The following is a 13,391-nucleotide window of genomic DNA, read 5'->3' on the forward strand; positions in this document are numbered from 1 at the left end:
TTCACACAACAGGAGCAGGCTTGGCCAGTTCGATACCGGCCGCCCCCAGGCGCTTGAGAATTTCAAACAGCAGGTCGCTCTTGGTGATGGCCACAATCCTCGGGCTGCTGACGTAGCCGGTAATCGTCAGCGTGATGCCTTCGGGTGTCAGCTTGCTGAAACGAACGGTGGGCGCGGGGTTGTCGAGGATGGTTTCGTGTTCACGGTAGGTGTCATACAACAGGTTTCTGACTTGCTCGGGATCGATATCCAGCGGGAATACCAGTTCGAGAATCGCCACCCCTTGAGCGCTGCCGCCCATGGTTACGTTGCGCAGGTTCTGCGAAATGAGCTGGGAGTTGGGCACGATCACGATCGAGCGGTCACTGAGTTGTATTTCGGTGGCCCGGACGTTGATCCGCCGGATATCGCCTTCGACCCCGCTGATGCTGATCAAATCGCCGACCTTGACCGGTCGCTCGGTCAGCAGGATCAACCCGGAGACGAAGTTCTTGACGATCTCCTGCAAGCCGAAACCGATGCCCACCGACAAGGCGCTGACGATCCAGGCCAAGTTCGTCCATTTGACACCCAATGACGACAGCGCAAGCAGAATGACCAACACGTAGCCGATATTGCTGAACAACGTGCTCAACGACGCACCCATGCCGGGGTCCATATCGGTTTTTGGCAGGAACTCGTTATCCAGCCATCGGCGCAGCGATCGAATCAGGTAAATACCGAACAACAGCGCCAGGACTGCATTTAACAGATGCTCCGGAATGATATTGAGCTTGCGCAAGCCATCGCCGCCGAGTATCGCGGAAACCCGGTCAGTCAATTGTCCAAAGGTTGATCCTATTCCCCCGACCAACAGGGTGATCACCGCTAACAGCAGTAACGTTGCCCGGCCGATACCCGATACAACAACTTCGATCTGTTCCAGCCGTACGTCGCCGATACCGAGCAACTGTTTGATGGCTTTGCCACTCGGATGCTTTGGCGAAAACAGGTAGTCACACAGGTCCTTTAACAACTGCGTCAGTAAATAGAAACTGGCAATCACGATAAAGAGCCAGACCACTTCGTAGGTGATGAAGCGGGCCAGGGAGATGTAACCGACCAACAGGCCAAACACCGAGATCAACATGGCGATGCTGACCCCGGAGTAAATCACGCCAGCCAGCGTCGTGCCTGATTCCGGCGCTTCCCCCGCAATGACCATGGCGCGACGAATTTTACTGGTCCGCAGCAACAGCGCACCAACAATCAAGGTAACGACCAATGCGATGACGCCCCGGCCGAAGATGACGGCCTGGGAACTCATTCCGGTTGCGGCGGTAATCTGTACCAGCGACACCAGCACCAGGAGTGACCCTGCCAGCAACGCGGGAAACGAGCTCATCGAATCCGCCACTTCATCGGCGATCCCGGGCAATCTCCAGGTGGGATTGCGCCTGGACAGCAAGGCCCGGCTCAGTCCGATAATCATCGCGCAGGTATAGGCAACCTTCTCGACATCGTCGAAGAAACCTTGCAGCGTCTGCGTCAGTGGCTGAAGTCGGGTAGCCACGATAAAGATAAGCTCTATCACGCAGGCTGCGCTCAGCAACGTGGCCAATACCGTCGCGATGGCCAACGAACTTCGACGCAGGCGACCTTCCGGCACTCGATGAATGCAGATCCAGGTCAGCCCTCGCTCAGCCAGTCGTCGCCCCACGGTCCAGATAGCCAGCGCCAATAGCAGTAACGAAGCGGTGATGCCGCGCTGGCCAGGTTGCCAGGTGGATTGGACGACACTTTCAATCTGATCGATAAAAAACGTCAGGCGCTTTTTGTCCGGCGCCGATAGAGAAAACAGCGGTGTCCAGAACTGAGGACTGAGGAGGCTGGCGGTGCGCTGGGCCAGTTCGGTCTCCAGTTGGCTGCGCCGAATGCTGGCAATCTGGGTGATGAGGTTGGTCGCGTTTTCTTTGATGGCCAGCAGTATTTTCAGATCGTTATCCACCTTTTCTTTCTGTTCGGTGAGATAGGACCTTTGTTTGACCAGGTCGGACTTTTCCATGGCAAGACCCGTCGTCGACGTCGTCCCCAGGACGCCGAGTTGAGCCTGTAATTGCGTCTGCTCGTGAAGTAACAGTGTTGCCAACTTGTCGGTATCACTGAAAAGCAATTGAACGTTGTCCTGGAAACCCACCAACTGCGTGTAGTTGTTGGTCAGTGATACCTGCTGTTTAAGATCGTCCAGTCTTAGTTGCAGGGCTTCCAGATCGCTCTTTGACACGGCCGCGGTTGAGCTGGCCTCGGAAGTGTTTGCCAGCTCGTCCGCCGACAGTGCACCGATGTTCGCTCCCGAGAGAACCAACACTATGAACAGGATTATCTTCAATGCAGGACGCATAAGGGTGCCCGGCTCTGTGATTAGTCGCTCAGCAACGACTTACTCATCCAGCGGCTTTAACCATTGAGGTTAGGCCATGGCTTGCACCGTCGCGAATATTAGTTACCCGATAGCAGGAAGGGGGAGATGAGGAGGGGTGATCTACACTCTTTCAGGGTGAATCACGCTCGTCGGGAGGTCATCATGAAAAGCTTGTCGCCCATTGGCCTGTGCGTCGCATTGTCGGTTTTCAGTGTCCAGGGATGGGCTGAAACGGTGGTGCCGATGAAAGGGCAGAGTTCGCAACAAACCCAGACAGACATCACCGATTGCAACAACATCGCAGCCAGTCAGACGGCCCAGGCGGCGCCGCCTCCTGCCGGGGGAAGACTGAAGGGGGCCGCAGTGGGCGCTGCCGCCGGTGCGGCGGGGGCACAGGTGCGCGGGCGTCAGCATGACGAGTTTTATGAGCGCGTCGATGATGATGTGAAGCAGGACTATCGGCAGAACCGCGCCAAAGAGACGGCAGCGGCGGGCGTGGTGGTCGGAGGCTCACGCCAGCGTCAGGAGCGCCGGGCTCAGCAGAAAACCAGTGTCTCGACCACCTCGACGGCTTACACAAGCTGCCTGCAAGGGAAGGGGTATCAGGTTAACCCTTGAACATTGTTTTTCTGGCGTTGTTCGAGCAGATAGACCATCAGGCAGGCATAGAGCGTCACGAGGATGAACAACCCCATGCGCACGGCAAACGCGGTGTAAACGTCCTTGCCCGCTGCGCTGTCCTGGACCGACTGGCCCAGCAGGATAATCAGCGTGATGAAGCTGTTGAGCCAAAATCCCGGGCTCAACCGGGTCGGGCTCAGGGCATACAGCTTGCGCGCCAGTATCAGGCCGAACAGCAACATCCACAAAAAGAACATCCACAGATGCACGAACAAACTGAGGGCGCACCAGAACAGGATCGCCAGCAGCCCCCCCAGCAGGGTCGAACCCAGCAGCTCGCGACCGGCGTTGCGAGCGGTTGTCGTCTCGCTCTGCTGACCGAGGCTGACCGCTTTCAGAATGATCGGCAGGTAGCTGGCCGGATCGATCAGCGCCAGCAGGAACGTCGGCAGCACGATCAAGGTTGCACGTAGCGCCACTCGCCCGGTTTCTTCGGTCGACAGGGTTGGGGTGGCCGGTGGCGACGGAGCATTGGCCGGATCTGGAAACAGCCAATGACTGAAAGTCAGCACCAGAACGGCGAGCAGCAAGCCCTTGACCAGTGCACCAATGACCATCACCGCCAAACCGAAATCGGCAACGCCGGCCGAGGAGATCATCGTCAGGCCAATCACCAGAAACGTCACGATCAGGTTGTTACCGCCGCGCAAACCAAAACGGAAGGCCAGGAATAGACAGGCACCGATCAATAGCACGCCGCTGATGGGGTAGTAACGCAGGAGCGGGATCAGCAGCAGGCCGATGCCGGTGGTCAGCATCGCGACCAGTGCGAGCATCAATCCAGCCTTGAATGGCAGCGGTTGATTGAGTGTGGCAAGGAGCAACAGGCAGAGCACTGGCGCGAGAAACGGGATTGGCAAACCCAGGCCGAAGCTGGCTGCGAGGCACAGTGCCGTGCCCGTCGCCAGACGAAGTGCGCGTTGAGCCCGCGGTGTGCGTTCAGTAAACATAAGAGAGCCAGCTCATCAGCCCCAGGAACAGGCGGCCCAGCGGGTTCAGCGGATTGCCCTCGGAGGGAAAGGCCATGACTTCGGCCTGCCCACCGGCACGGATAGCGCGGCTGTTGCGCAGCATGTTCATGGAGTCCGCGGAAAACTCGATAATCACCGGAAAACGCTGGGCCGGTCGCAGCCAGTCGCGGCTGTTCTGCACACTGGGCAAGGTGCCAGGTGCGGGGGGCTGACCGACGCTGACACCATAGCCAACGCTGCGCACACGGCCTTCGAAAACTTCACCCGGCAGGGCATCCAGGACGATCGAAACCGGGGTGTCGAGCTTGACCAGACCGAGGTTGTTCTCGGTCATGTCCGCGCTGATCCATACATCGTGGATGGCGATCAGGGTCATGACCGGACTGCCAGCAGCGGCGAACTGTCCGGCATCGGTGCGCAGATCGGTGATCAAGCCGGCCGAACGTGCCCGTATCTGCGTGTTGGACAAGTCCAGCTCGGCTTTTGATAGCGCGGTGGCGGCGCTGCGCAGCAAGGCATTGTCTTCCTCGCTGCCGCCTTCTTGCTCACGGGCGCGCTGAACCTCGGCGCGGGCCTGAGCGACCTGACTCACAGCCTGTTCGCGGTTGGCGCGAGACACTTCGAGCAGGCGCACGGATATGGTTCCGGGGTCTTCGCGATACAACCCTTCAAGACGCTGATTGTCTTGCCGCGCCTTGAGTTCGTTGGCCTGGGCGGCGCGTAACGACGCTTGCGCGGACGCGATGCCGGCGGTGCTGGCACCGATCTGCCGGCGTGTCGACTCAAGGTCGGCGCGGGCGCGGTCGACCGCAATCTGGTACGGCTGCGGGTCCACCTCGAACAGGACCTCGCCAGCCTTGACGTCCTGATTGTTGCGCACGTTCACCCGCGTTACGCGACCCGCCACTTCTGCCGCTACCGGAATCACAAAGGCGCCCACCCGAGCCTGCTGGGTATAAGGCGTGAAACGGTCGGCCAACAGATACCAGACCAGGCTCAAGAGGATCAGCAGCAACACCCACTTGATGCCTTTTTTCGCCGGGTCGGCAGCCGGCGCGGGCGCGGGCGCCGTGGAGGAGGGCGCGTCGGGGGAGGGCTGCGCGGTTTCACTCATGGTCGTTTACCTTGTCAGAAACAGGAAAGGCTGGCTGCGCAGCGTCAGGCTCATCCAGCAGACCGCCCCAGTCCGTGCGTTTTTCCATTTGCTGGCGGGTGGCTTGATCAACTCTTGGCAGGGCGCTGTACCAACCACCGCCCAAGGCCTTGTACAGGGCAATCACATTGCCGACGGCGTTGCTGCGGGCGATCAGGTAATTGTCTTGTTGTTCGAGCAATGCTCGTTGAGCATCCAGTACCCGCTGGAAATCCGAATAACCTTCCCGGTATTGCGCGCTGGCCAACACCAGCGAGCGTTTGGCGGCAACTTCGGCCTCACCCAGGATGCGTTCGCGCTCCAGTGATTTGATCAAGCCACTGGCGGCGTCGTCAGCCTCGCGTGCGGCCTGACGCACCTTGGCGCGGTAGACCTCGATCAGCTGCTGCAAACGCGCATCCTGTACGCGCACGTTGTTGCTGATCTGGCCATGGTCGAACAGGTTCCAGCGCAGACTGGGCCCACCGATCAGGTCCAGGCTTCTGGACGTGCCCGTGAGTGTGTCGGCCGACCAGACGATGCTGCCCAGCAACGTCAGCGACGGATAGAAATCGCTTTCAGCCACGCCAATCAGGGCCGACTGGGCCGCGACATTCAGTTCAGCTGCACGCACATCGGGGCGGCGCAGCAGCAGATTGGCCGGCACCTCTTGCAGCACCGCGCGGTCGACCAGCGGGATCAGGCCTTCATTTTCCAGCAACTGCGGCAGTCCACCGGGAGGCTGACCGATCAACACGGCCAAGGCATTACGAGTGCGCTGCAACTGATCTTCAAGGCCAGGAATAGTGCTCAGGGTGCCCAAGTACTGGGTCTTGGCTTGCTGCAGGTCGAGCTCCGCTTGCTGGCCGCTGTTGAACAGCTTCTCGGTAATCTCGAAGTTGCGCTTTTGCTGTTTGGCGTTTTCCCGGGCGACGCCTAGACGCGCTTCGGTGGTGCGCAGCGAAAAATAGGTGTCGGCCACCTGGGCCCGCAGCAGTACGAGCGCGTCCTCATAGTTGGCCTGGGCGGCAAAGTAACTGGCATCGGACGACTCGATGGCGCGACTGAAACGTCCCCAGAAGTCCAGCTCCCAGCCAACGTCAAACCCGGCACTGTACTGCCAGAAATGGCTGTCCTGCGGGTTGCTGCCACCGGATTGCTTGCGGTTGAAATAAAAGCTGTCGGCGCTGGCCTGTTGCAGTTGCGGGTAAAGCCCGCTTCGGGCAATACCCAGTTGGGCTCGGGCTTCCATGACGCGCAGACCGGCAATTTTCAGGCTCGAGTTGTGGGCATCCGCCTCGGCGATCAGGCGATCGAGGACCGGATCGGCGAACACCTGCCACCACTGACGCAGGTCCGGGTTCAGACTGCGCTGGGTGGATTGCTCAAGGGCAGGGGTGTTCCACTGTTTGCTCCACGCTTGTGCGGGCGACTGGAAATCCGGACCCAGGCGTACGCAGCCACTGAGGGCAAGTACGCCAAGCATCAGGAGTTGGCCGGATGTACGTGAATGCATTGCGCATTTTCCAGTCAAGGAAGATCACTGGGAGCATAGACGCCCGAATGAACAACCGGCTGCTAAGCTTTTCAAGCGCTACCCAATCTGCAGCGAGTTGTTAAAAAACGAGCAATTTCCCGAGCATTCGCAGCGGATTGAAAGCTGACGCAAGAATGAAGGGTCGAGGTGAAATGGGCTCTTCAAGATCTGCGGGCAACTGTCGAGATTAACTGAATATGTGTGAACTGCAGGCACTGGCACAACCAGCGCCAACATTTCGCGGTCCACCCGTGCCGGCCGTTCCTGGAGGGGGAACGATGTCATCTGCGGCGTGCATCAGGGTGTAAAAATCAGTGCCGTGATTCCAACCCAGACGCTCGGCAGTGGCGCGCGCTGTGCATTTCGCACCAAGTTGAAACATTCGGTATCGCGTTTTTTCAACAGGTGCGATGAAGTAAGGGAAATGTGTGCAGCTTCGCCAGAAAATCTATTAACAATAATTAGCGTGCTTACGAACTGGCCTGGTATTTGCTGTTAATTTCCCATCTGAATGTCGCAGTTGGGGAAGTGAATGTCGCTATCAAGTAATTCTATGCGGTTGTCCTCTAGTGAGAAGCGCTGGTTACCCTGGTTTGGCAAAACAGGGAAAATTGCGATGAGCTGGTCCTGCTGGCTCAATCAGTCGGCTTATCCGGCGATAGAACAAACATTTGAGGCCATCGCTGAAACCCGTGTGCAACTGCTGCATAACTGGACGCACGAACAGTGGGAACACCTCTCTGAACTGGCGGACAATCTCGGTCGTGAGTTCGCTCATCTCGACAGCTCTTCGTTGATGGACAAGCTCAACCAGGCTCAAGACTTTTCGGAGTTGTTTGTCGTTGATGCCAGCGGCACCGTCATCGTCTCGACCTGGAAAGCACGCGGTAAAAATCAGCTCGAGAATACCCGTGCATTGGCAGAGGGATTGAGGGCGCCGTTTCTCCATGGTCCTTACAGCGATCCACTGACCTTGCAAATCGGTCCATCGTCTTCGCGCTTCCACGATGAAGTCACGTTGATGTTCTATCAGCCCTTGAAATCCGACGGAAAAATCCTTGGTTGCCTCTGCGGTCGCGTCCCCAACGATGTGTTAGGCGATCTTATCCAGCGCGAAGCCGGGCACATTTTTGCCGAGTCGGGCGACAACTATCTGTTCATGGCGCAATCACGGTTTGATCCCGCTATTGCACCGGGAACCGCCTTGTCGCGCTCACGTTTCGAAGACGGTACGTTCACCCACGGTGAAAATCTGAAAAGCGGCGTGCACACCCCCTGGAAGTCGGTGCAGATCCAGCGACACACCGAACTGGAACTGCGCTTTACCGACCCGGCGACGCAGCAACTGCACCCGGGTGTGCGCGAAACCATCCGCACGCGCTCCAACTTGTTCGTGACCTATCCCGGCTACTCGGACTACCGGCACATTCCGGTGGTCGGCAAGGGCGTTACCTTCCAGTTGCCGGGGTCACCTGACCGCTGGGGCATGATGTGTGAGGCCGATCTGGAGGAGGTCTACCGCCGGCGCTCTATTAGCTTCGGTTTGATGAAGCCTTATCTCGCGATCATGACTGGCCTCTTTGCCTGCAATTTCATCGTCCAGCATTACAGCGGTCTAGCGCAGAACCTGATCGATATCGTCGAAGTCTTGAGCATGGTGTGTGCCACTGTCTTGTTCAGCCTGTTGGGACCCAAACGTCTTGCGGCCAGGTTGGACGAGATGACAAGTGTGATCAGGTCCATCGCCGAGGGCGAGGGCAACCTCCGCCGGCGTCTGGATACTACGCGTATGGCCAACGATGAGACCGGCGACATGGGGCGCTGGATCAACAGCTTCATCGATAATCTGGACTCGGTTGTCGGGCAAGTGGTGAAGGCCAGTCGCAACGTCGGCACCACCAATCAGATGATGCTGGGCCGCAGTCAGGAGGCCAGCGTGACGTCTGCCGAGGTTGCTGAAGCGGTGCATCGCATGATGATTATCGTCGAAGATCAATTGGGCGAGATCCAGCAAGCCTCCGCCAGTGCTGAACAAATGAAGGTGGCAATGGATGAAGTCGTTACCCGTGCCCGCGAACAGTTTCTTGCCGTGCAGGCCGGCACCCAGTCCATTCGCGACGTGGTCGATCGTTCTTCTTCGAGCGTACAGTTGCTCGACAGTCGCATGACCCAGATCGGCAAGATCACCGGCCTGATCAGCGACATTACCAACCAGACCAATCTGCTTGCACTCAATGCTGCCATTGAGGCTGCACGCGCGGGTGAACATGGACGAGGCTTTGCGGTGGTCGCCGATGAGGTGCGTAGTCTCGCCTCACGCACATCACGCGCTGCCGACGACATTCGGCAGATGGTTGAAGGCCTGCAGAACGAAACACAAAAAGCCGTCAGCTTCATGGAGGAGGGCGTCAAGGATGTCGATAACAGCCTGCGCCTGGCTGAAGATGCATCTTCAGAGAACGTGCAGTTGCATCAATCCGTGGAAAGTATGTTTGCGATCATTCAGCAACTCAACAAACGAAGTCTCGACTATGGCAAGACGATCAAGCAGGTTGACCAGTCCTCCACAGAGATGCGTCAGACGGTGGTGGTGCTGCAAAGCAGTGCGGAAACCGTGAGGCTCAATGCCAACAAACTGCAAAAGTTAGTGGGGCAGTTTGAGGTGAGTAGTAACAACGAACAAATTGCGGTCGCTTAAGGATGAACCAGAACTCCTGTCACCTGCAGAGTCTTGTTCTTGTGCATTAGCAGCAAATGTTCAGGCGCCACCTGCCAGCATGGCCAGCAATCGATGCCTTGTGATGACCACTGTCGAGATCAGTTGGCGAAACCGACTCAGGCGGTGTTCCGCGTCGCATTACGTGGCCAATTGTCATGATCACTAATGGGGTGAAAAGAGCGATGTAGGCATTGTCTATGCCCAACGGATTGCCTGCCAGGAACCACCAGGGAGGCAATAATGCTTAAGAATGCGGCGGTCGGTGTGCCAAATTTAGGGGCGTAGAACACCAACAGCACGAGCACAGCCAAAGAAGCGGTTTGCGCGCTTGGTGCCGAGGGCTGGCAGACCAGCTCGTTCCACGCCACACGCTCGCCAAGCTGAATCCATTGAACGGTTAACGAAAAACGCCGGACAACCCTAAGGTTATCCGGCGTTTTACTGTGTTCCGAGTTAAGGGGGTCAGGTCGTGCGGCGATACAGGATCGGGAAATCTGCACCGACCTGTTCGCGAATTCCGCGCACGACGTCGAGTGCAAAACGGGCACGGTTCTCCAGGGACCCACCCCAGCGGTCAGTGCGTTTATTTGTAAAAGGTGAGAGAAACTGACCGAGCAAATAGCCATGTGCACCGTGCAGCTCAACGGCATCAAAGCCAGCAGCCATAGCGCGTCGGGCACCCTGGAGATACTTGTCGATCAGCCCGGGAATTTCATGTTCTTCAATTGCTCGCGGTGGGGTGCCGAAGGCGCTGGTGATGCCTGCTGTCGGCGCGAGTGGCGGCTCGTTACGTTCCGTATTGCCCTGGGAATTCTGGCGCCCGGTGTGGTGCAATTGCACTGCAATCTTCGCCCCTTCGCCGTGGACCGCGTCGACCAGATTGCTGAGTGCGCCAATGAACCTGTCGTGGTCGATTCGCATCGGGTGGCCCGCTGTACGTCCGACTTCCCAATCGATAGAGGTGTTCTCGGTGATGATTAAACCAACTCCTCCACGGGCGCGGGCCCGATGGTATTCGATGAGCTTATCGTCAACCTAGCCGAAGGTGCTGGCGAACTGAGTGAAGATCGGCGCTTGCACAAAACGGTTGCGCAATTGCAGGGTGCCGATCCGCCCGGGCTGGTAGAGCGCCGCGGCAGGGCTGTCTGAAGCCACAAGATTTCGGATGTCTGGGTGCGCCATTGCCATCTCCTCATTATTTTTTTTGTTTTGAGGTTCGAGCATGGAATGAGAGACGGCATGAGTATTGAACATTCATGCCGAGGCGTTGAAGAACCCTGCTTTGGCGTCGCAGTGGTACTCGCTCAGGTGACTTAATCCGAGAACAACTCAAACATCAGCTGGCGAAGCCAACGATTCGCTGGATCCTTGTTATAGCGTGCGTGCCAGAACAGGTTTATTTCGATGTTGGGCAGTTCCACCGGAGTCGGTAGCACCGCGAGCCCGAAGGGCTGTTCGCAACTGCTGGCGAATCGTTCAGGCACTGTTGCCATCAAGTCGGTGCGTTGGAGGATGTGGCCGACTGCGACGAAGTGGGGAACCTCCAGACGTATGTTTCGCTCGATGCCAGCCCGTGCCAGAAAGGTATCGACTTCGCCGTGCCCCGTGTTCGCCGCTACGACACGAACGTGCTCGTAACTGCAAAAACGCTCAAGCGTTAACGGTTCCCTGGTAGCGGGGTGGTCCTTGCGGCACATGCAGACATAGCGATGGTGAAACAGGCGCTGCTGAAAAAACCCCGCTTGCAGGTGCGGCAGTAATCCAACGGCGAGGTCGATCGCACCGTTCTGCAACCCTTCAGCCAAGGTATCGGAGGTGTTGCGCAGTGTGCTGATCGAACAACCTGGGGCACGTTCAGCCAGCGCGTCCATCAGCCGAGGCATGAAGTAGATTTCACCAATGTCAGTCATTGCCATCGTAAATCTGCGATTGCAGTTGAGCGGGTCGAACGTGTCCTGTCGGCTCAGTGCATCACGCAAGGTCTGAATAGCCAGTGCAACCGGTTCAGCCAACTGCCGGGCATAGGGCGTGGGCTCCATTCCTTGATAAGTGCGAACGAACAGCTCGTCGTTCAACGTGACACGCAATCGCTTCAGCGCATTGCTGACAGCGGGCTGGGTCAGGTCGAGATTATCCGCCGCCGTCGATACCCGGCGGTCGATCAGCAACTGGTTGAATACCAGCAGAAGATTGAGATCAAGTTCACGTAATTCCATAACGCCTCGTGCAGATTGCGCTCTCATGCGGGCGATAGATTGTTGCCCGTTGTTGGGTCTGCACCGCTCTGAAATCGCCGCTGCAAGAGCCAAAGCCTAACAAGTGCCAGGCAGCGGCGTCCATCGTGAGATCGATGGGACTTTTACTGTCCTTCGATCTTTATTCACGTTCGAAATAATGCCTATTCACCTGGCTGCATTTATCACGCTTGATCGTTTGTCCATGATCGACTCCATGCCCAGTGCTGCACATTCTGCATCACCCCATTGGGCACCGCGCAATAACCGGAGGCGTCAGATCTTCCGGCTCTATAACAATGACAAGAAGAGCGATGCCATGCGTACGATTGATGTATCAGCCCTGATTGACGGGTCACGTTTCAATACTTTCCATGCGCGCGTGCTGTTCTGGTGCGCGCTGATCATCATTTTCGACGGTTACGATCTGGTCATCTACGGGGTCGTGCTGCCCTCATTGATGTCCGAGTGGGGCCTCAGTTCGTTGCAGGCTGGAGCCCTGGGCAGTTGCGCGCTGGTGGGCATGATGCTGGGTGCGTTGTTTTTCGGTTCATTGTCGGATCGTATTGGCCGACGTAAAACCATCATGATGTGTGTCGCCATCTTCAGTGGAGTGACAGCGATCAACGGCCTGGCCCAGAGCCCCGAGGCGTTTGCGTTATGCCGGTTCATTGCCGGCCTTGGGATCGGCGGGGTGATGCCCAACGTTGTCGCGTTGATGAACGAGTACGCGCCGAAGAAATCCCGCAGCACGTTGGTCGCGATCATGTTCAGCGGCTACTCGTTAGGCGGAATGCTATCGGCGAGCCTGGGCATGGTGCTGATCCCGCAATGGGGATGGCAAGCCGTGTTCTATGTCGCGCTGATTCCCCTGTTGGCCTTGCCATTGCTGATACGACAATTGCCAGAGTCGATGGATTTCCTTTTGCGCACTGGGCAGACCGTCAAAGCCCAAAATCTGTTGGCACAAGCCGCGCCGTCTTATGAACCAACCGCAAATGACCAGTTGAGCCAGATGGTCGCCAAAGGCACGACTGTATCGATTGCACAGCTGTTCCAGGACGGGCGCAAATTGAACACCTTCATGCTGTGGCTGGCGTTTTTCTGTTGTTTGCTGATGGTTTATGCACTGAGCTCCTGGCTGCCAAAACTCATGACTGCCGCAGGCTATGGATTGAACTCCAGCCTGGCGTTTCTGCTGGCGCTAAACGTCGGCGCGATTATTGGCGCGGTGGCCGGAGGATGGCTGGGGGATCGAATTGGCATCGCAAAAGTCTTGTTCGGGTTTTTCAGTTGCGGAGCGTTAGCCCTGAGCCTGTTAGCGCTCAAGGCGCCGTTACCGGTTCTTTATCTGCTCATCGCCATCGCGGGGGCGTGCACCATTGGCACGCAGATCCTGGCCAACGCCTGCACGGTGCAGTATTACCCCGCGCATATCAGGTCTACAGGGCTTGGTTGGGCGATGGGTGTCGGTCGCACCGGCGCCATCATCGGTCCCTTGCTGGGCGGCGCACTGCACGCTTCGTCACTGCCGCTGCAGGCGAGCTTTCTAATCTTCGCAGTACCAGGACTGATAGGGGCCGTCGCTATTCTGGTGTTTCTGATTCAGAACGCTTCAAATCTTCGGGCCGCTTCATCCAGGCAAACCGTGTCGCAGTAACGATGGCCGGAACAGGCGAGTTCAAGTAGGGCTCGCCTGACCAATGACTGTTCGTG

10 protein-coding genes and 1 pseudogene are annotated in these 13,391 nt (G+C 57.6%); 3 read left to right on the top strand and 8 right to left on the bottom strand.

Features of this window, described 5'->3' with window-relative positions; all coding sequences use genetic code 11:
• Position 1: 1 nt before the first annotated feature.
• Complete coding sequence (locus ACA055_RS14195) at positions 2-2,380, bottom strand: DUF3772 domain-containing protein (RefSeq protein WP_497684215.1); 2,379 nt, start codon at positions 2,378-2,380, stop codon at positions 2-4.
• Between the two features lie 183 nt (positions 2,381-2,563).
• Here ACA055_RS14195 and ACA055_RS14200 point away from each other — a divergent pair, with 183 nt between their 5' ends.
• Complete coding sequence (locus ACA055_RS14200; RefSeq protein WP_497684216.1) at positions 2,564-3,019, top strand: hypothetical protein; 456 nt, start codon at positions 2,564-2,566, stop codon at positions 3,017-3,019.
• On the opposite strand, the gene ACA055_RS14205 is transcribed toward ACA055_RS14200, so the two are convergent.
• The 4 genes and pseudogenes from ACA055_RS14205 to ACA055_RS14220 form a co-directional block, all read right to left on the bottom strand.
• The gene (locus ACA055_RS14205) at positions 3,004-4,032 is read right to left on the bottom strand and encodes a DUF2955 domain-containing protein (protein ID WP_497684217.1); all 1,029 of its coding nucleotides are present in this window, start codon (positions 4,030-4,032) and stop codon (positions 3,004-3,006) included. The genes ACA055_RS14200 and ACA055_RS14205 overlap by 16 nt on opposite strands.
• Positions 4,022-5,167, bottom strand: coding sequence for an HlyD family secretion protein (locus ACA055_RS14210; protein ID WP_497684218.1), 1,146 nt, complete (start codon positions 5,165-5,167; stop codon positions 4,022-4,024). Before ACA055_RS14210 ends, ACA055_RS14205 begins: the two co-directional genes overlap by 11 nt.
• Positions 5,160-6,701, bottom strand: coding sequence for an efflux transporter outer membrane subunit (locus tag ACA055_RS14215; RefSeq protein ID WP_497684219.1), 1,542 nt, complete (start codon positions 6,699-6,701; stop codon positions 5,160-5,162). The genes ACA055_RS14210 and ACA055_RS14215 overlap by 8 nt, the downstream gene beginning before the upstream one ends.
• 246 nt (positions 6,702-6,947) lie before the next feature.
• Positions 6,948-7,071, bottom strand: a pseudogene (locus ACA055_RS14220) (4-hydroxy-2-oxovalerate aldolase); the annotation flags it as partial.
• Positions 7,072-8,769: 1,698 nt separating this feature from the next.
• Between ACA055_RS14220 and ACA055_RS14225 the strand changes: the two are divergent.
• Complete coding sequence (locus ACA055_RS14225) at positions 8,770-9,420, top strand: methyl-accepting chemotaxis protein (protein WP_497684411.1); 651 nt, start codon at positions 8,770-8,772, stop codon at positions 9,418-9,420.
• Between the two features lie 483 nt (positions 9,421-9,903).
• Here the strand turns inward: ACA055_RS14225 and ACA055_RS14230 are convergent, their stop codons facing one another.
• The 3 genes from ACA055_RS14230 to ACA055_RS14240 all read right to left on the bottom strand — a co-directional run bounded on the left by ACA055_RS14230 (position 9,904) and on the right by ACA055_RS14240 (position 11,657).
• Positions 9,904-10,461: an oxidoreductase gene (locus ACA055_RS14230; RefSeq protein ID WP_497684412.1), complete on the bottom strand. Its 558-nt coding sequence runs from the start codon at positions 10,459-10,461 to the stop codon at positions 9,904-9,906.
• Positions 10,462-10,476: 15 nt separating this feature from the next.
• Positions 10,477-10,623, bottom strand: a complete 147-nt coding sequence (locus tag ACA055_RS14235) for a hypothetical protein (protein ID WP_497684220.1) — start codon at positions 10,621-10,623, stop codon at positions 10,477-10,479.
• Positions 10,624-10,754: 131 nt separating this feature from the next.
• Positions 10,755-11,657 (bottom strand): LysR family transcriptional regulator, encoded by a 903-nt coding sequence (locus ACA055_RS14240; protein WP_497684221.1) that lies wholly within the window; start codon positions 11,655-11,657, stop codon positions 10,755-10,757.
• Positions 11,658-11,994: 337 nt separating this feature from the next.
• Here ACA055_RS14240 and ACA055_RS14245 point away from each other — a divergent pair, with 337 nt between their 5' ends.
• Positions 11,995-13,335 (top strand): MFS transporter, encoded by a 1,341-nt coding sequence (locus ACA055_RS14245; RefSeq protein ID WP_497684413.1) that lies wholly within the window; start codon positions 11,995-11,997, stop codon positions 13,333-13,335.
• Positions 13,336-13,391: the final 56 nt, after the last annotated feature.

Source organism: Pseudomonas sp. LBUM1657 (assembly GCF_059716075.1).

Coding starts and splice junctions, on each gene's coding strand:
- ACA055_RS14235 (WP_497684220.1), bottom strand. CDS start 10,623: ATGGCGCACCCAGACATCCGAAATCTTGTGGCTTCAGACAGCCCTGCC.
- ACA055_RS14195 (WP_497684215.1), bottom strand. CDS start 2,380: ATGCGTCCTGCATTGAAGATAATCCTGTTCATAGTGTTGGTTCTCTCG.
- ACA055_RS14200 (WP_497684216.1), top strand. CDS start 2,564: ATGAAAAGCTTGTCGCCCATTGGCCTGTGCGTCGCATTGTCGGTTTTC.
- ACA055_RS14245 (WP_497684413.1), top strand. CDS start 11,995: ATGCGTACGATTGATGTATCAGCCCTGATTGACGGGTCACGTTTCAAT.
- ACA055_RS14240 (WP_497684221.1), bottom strand. CDS start 11,657: ATGGAATTACGTGAACTTGATCTCAATCTTCTGCTGGTATTCAACCAG.
- ACA055_RS14210 (WP_497684218.1), bottom strand. CDS start 5,167: ATGAGTGAAACCGCGCAGCCCTCCCCCGACGCGCCCTCCTCCACGGCG.
- ACA055_RS14225 (WP_497684411.1), top strand. CDS start 8,770: ATGGATGAAGTCGTTACCCGTGCCCGCGAACAGTTTCTTGCCGTGCAG.
- ACA055_RS14215 (WP_497684219.1), bottom strand. CDS start 6,701: ATGCATTCACGTACATCCGGCCAACTCCTGATGCTTGGCGTACTTGCC.
- ACA055_RS14205 (WP_497684217.1), bottom strand. CDS start 4,032: ATGTTTACTGAACGCACACCGCGGGCTCAACGCGCACTTCGTCTGGCG.